We start from the raw sequence: 3770 nt of genomic DNA, 5'->3' as shown, positions 1-3770 counted from the left end.
TTCCCCCAGAAAAGTCGCAAGGAAATTGAAGCTATGTTTGGACTAAGTGATTTAAAACAAACGAGAGTCTATCAAGAGGCACTGGCCGAAGGAGAAGAACGGGGTCTAGAACGGGGTCTAGAACGGGGTCTAGAACGGGGTCTAGAACGGGGTCTAGAACGGGGTCTGCAAGAGGGGGAACGTCTGGTGGTGGAAAACCTGCTCCGAGTCCGTTTTGGTGAGTTAGACCCAGAAATTCAAGCTATTATCAGCCGGATTTTACAACTGTCCCCGGAAGAATTTACCCCTTTACTCCTACAGTGTTCTAAGCAGGAACTCTTAAAGCGATTTCCCCCAGAAAAGTCGCGAGGAAATTGAAGCTATCACCCCCCTTATCAAGGAGGGAAGGGGGGATCGACACCCCCCTTATCAAGGGGGGATTAAGGGGGGATCAAGGGTAGGGTTAATTCATGAATTAACCCTACTATGAGAGTTAATTCATGAATTAACCCTACTACTTCCCCCAGAAAAGCTGAAAAAGTAGGGGCAAAGGTAGAAAACGGGTTTCTCGGAGAAACCCGTTTTCTGTGCGTTACTCACAGGAGGCAAAGGTAGAACCCTAGAACTAGAAAAAACCAAAAACCCCCCCGATAAGGGGAGGTTTTTTCTAGCCGAGGGGCAGAGGATTAAGCAATGAAAGTGTTAAACTGAGCGTTGCCGAAGATAGCGTAATCTCCAGCAGTCATCTCCACGCGGGAAATGACGGTGAAAACATCTGTCGCTTTAATCTTCGCATCGCCACCACTATTGACTACACCCAATACCATCTGGCTATTAGCCGAATCGTAGTAGGAGGTGAGAATATCAATACCAGCCGCACCAACAGTGATCTCTCCACCAGCGATAGCGGCATTAAAGCCTTCCTGTGCGGTGTTACCTGCCGTGTTATTGCCTGTCTCCGTGAGTCTGAGGAAATTGGCCGTCTCGGTTGATAGGTTAACCGTAGCACCCTGGGCCACCGAGATAGTCGCCACCTCATCACCAGCAGCCACAGCAGTATTCTTAAGGGTCTCTAAGGGGGCAGTAGCACCACTAACACCAGCGGTTGAAATCGTAATGAGGTCGGTGGTAGTTTTGGTGGCACCAGTGAGGAAATCGGTGACGGTGCTGTAACTAGCTTGCACATTTAACGCTGCATTTCCAGCCACAGCCTTGGTGAAGATAACCGTATCGAACCCATCCCCTAATGTGATCTGGTCAGGACCAACAGAACCAGTGATGGTGTCTTTTCCAGTACCGCCACTGATGAAGTCATTGTTCTTACTACCAAACAGAGCATCATCGAAAGTGGAGCCGGTGAGGTTAATTCCCACAGTAGATCCCGGGTTAGATACTTGCGTCATGGTTAAACCAGTGGTTCCAGCGGTTGCCTCCGTCAGACCAGAAGCATCCAATTTCTCGGCTGTCACTGCACCAATGATTGTCAGGCTGGAGTTACCAGTGATGGTGATGGTTTCCACCACACCAGGGGTCTGAGGAAGGGTTATTGCGCCAATTTTATGAGTACCAGCGCCAGAGTTATTGACGACAAGCTTAAGTTGCTCGATCGAGAGGTTAGGCGTGTCGGTGTTATTCAGGTTGAGGTTGCCGACAGCAATGTTAGCCTTTTCTGTTTGCAAAGGAGTAGTGGGATCATCGCCGTCGATGGTGAAGGTCAAAGAATCGTTGTTACCACCACCATTGGCTTGTACGTTGAGAGTAAAACCAACAGATGTATTCTTTAAGACGTTAACCGAGTTGGCACCTGCGGCAAAGCGGATCGTGTAGTTATCCGCAGTCGGTGCGGCTAGGGTCACCGTGGTGATCTTATCACCGATTAGGTCAGCCCGGAGAGTCTTGTTAGCCGTGCCTCCACTAGATAAGGTCAGGCTTTGGGTATTTTTGATGTTGGTATCGGCTGCGGTAATGGTTTCTGCATCTGCCGCCGCTACTGCTAAAGTGTTGGCACCGTCGCCACCGTCCACTTTATCGGTGGCAGTGAACTCACCTGCCTTGAAACGGAAAGTGTCATTACCTTTGCCGCCGAGGAAATCCACTGTACCGTTGCCCGCAGTCACGTCCAGATCACCTTCAAGGGCAGAAGCGTCCAGCTTGGTGGCGGTGTTGGGGAGAGCAGCAGCGATGAGGAGATCCTGATCTCCAGTGATGGTGATTTCCTTCGAGCCAGTGGCGGTTAGTGCCTTCACAGCGTTGGCTAGACCCTTGCTTTCGATGGAAATCTTTTCGTAACCATTGTTACCCGATACCGGACTAAGTCCTAAGGTTAAGAAAGTGGCAGCAGCACCGGTGACGGGGCTGAAGCTACCCACCTGATTGAGGGTGACAGCCACTGTATCTTCACTACCCGCTAGAGCGGCACCCGCAATAGTGATAGTGAGTGGTACGTCAGCAGTGAGGCCAGTACGATTGACCGAGACTTTTTCTACCGCCGTCTGGAAGTTGCTGAGATCAAGTCCTTTTGTGCTATCTGATAGGTCAACATTTTTAACCCCAACAACATTAGCACCGAATACCTGTAATAAGGCATCTTTGCCCGTATTAACCACGTTGAGGGTCTCGATGCCCTTCATCGTCGGTAGCACTGGACCGGTATTGAGGGTGTCTCCACCGGTGTTGAGAACTGTCAAGGTGGGGTTGGTGCCGGAACCGGTGAGATTGTCACCACTGTTGAAGGTGGCGTTAAATTCACCGAAATTATTGACCGTCGGAGCGAGGAAGCTATTGGCGGTGAGTATGTCCACACCTGCGGTGAGGATGGCACTGTTGCCCACACCAGCCGCCGCCTGGGCCGCCAAAATATTAAGGTCTTTGGCCGCAGTAACACTAGCCTCTTCTGCTGTGACGGTTTCGAGGATGCTCCAAGAGGTGTTGTAGTATTCCTCGGTAAAGCTAGTAATACCTTGCAGTTGGAACTGGGCAGCGAAATCAAGAGCTACTTCTGCCCGGTTGACCAGGGCCTGTTGAATTGCAGGGGGCTGGAACTGGTTAAGGACGATGGGAAAATCCAGAATATTGGGGATGCCGTTGCCATCGCTGTCGGCGGGACTACCGTCGGAATTGGTGAGACTGAGCCAGTTAACCCAGTAGTCAATCTCGGCGGCATCTAAATCGGCTTCTTGTAGGCCGTAGGCATTGTTAAAGACCTCTAGAACGTACTGCTTTCTGGTAGCATCGGTGGCGGCTCCAGGGGCAGCTAGGAGGGGATAGGTTTCTTGGGCTGCGGTCGAAGTGGCGAAAACAAGAACCGTTTCTTCCCAGGTCAGGGATGTCAAGCTAGGGTTAGTCTGCCACAAGCTAATGTCAGAGGCTGACGGAGCTTGGGAAGCATAAAGAATATTTAACGAAGCGTACACTTCTGGACTGATTGCCATGTTTTTAATCTCAACTCCTCACGGTTATGATAATTTGAGTTCGTCTAGAGGTCGGGGGACCCTAAGGGCTACTCGGATAAAATTATAACAAATTTTTCTGGTTTGGGCAAGTAGAAATCCTGTGGACATAAAAAAGTTATTCCTTGGACAGTCTGAATGGTGGCTTGACCCTAAGTTTTTCCCGCAGGAAAAACTGGGGGTAGGAAAAGCCCTCTTAAGTAGGGTTTGCTGAAAAAGTTTTTCGTGGGGGCAGGGTGTGGGGTGTGGGGTGTGGGGTGTAGGGTTTTACCGATTTTCATCTGGTCAATTACCTAATTTTCAGGGAAAAAGTACCTGAATTTTCCCCCCGCTCACTCCCAG

At 50.2% G+C, this 3770-nt stretch carries 2 protein-coding genes and 1 pseudogene; 1 reads left to right on the top strand and 2 read right to left on the bottom strand.

The window, feature by feature from the left end:
* Positions 1-357, top strand: a pseudogene (locus O9332_RS04765) (Rpn family recombination-promoting nuclease/putative transposase); the annotation flags it as partial.
* A gap of 308 nt (positions 358-665) precedes the next feature.
* On the opposite strand, the gene O9332_RS04760 reads toward O9332_RS04765, so the two are convergent.
* Both O9332_RS04760 and O9332_RS04755 read right to left on the bottom strand, forming a co-directional pair.
* Complete coding sequence (locus tag O9332_RS04760; protein WP_288023954.1) at positions 666-3332, bottom strand: beta strand repeat-containing protein; 2667 nt, start codon at positions 3330-3332, stop codon at positions 666-668.
* A gap of 248 nt (positions 3333-3580) precedes the next feature.
* On the bottom strand, positions 3581-3709 hold the full coding sequence (locus O9332_RS04755; protein ID WP_288023956.1) for a hypothetical protein: 129 nt from the start codon (positions 3707-3709) through the stop codon (positions 3581-3583).
* Positions 3710-3770 lie beyond the last annotated feature (61 nt).

This window comes from Microcystis sp. LE19-10.1B (assembly GCF_027530565.1).
Lineage (GTDB): Bacteria > Cyanobacteriota > Cyanobacteriia > Cyanobacteriales > Microcystaceae > Microcystis > Microcystis aeruginosa.
The sequence above is the reverse complement of the archived record's forward strand: the minus strand, read 5'-3'. Positions and strand labels throughout refer to the sequence as shown.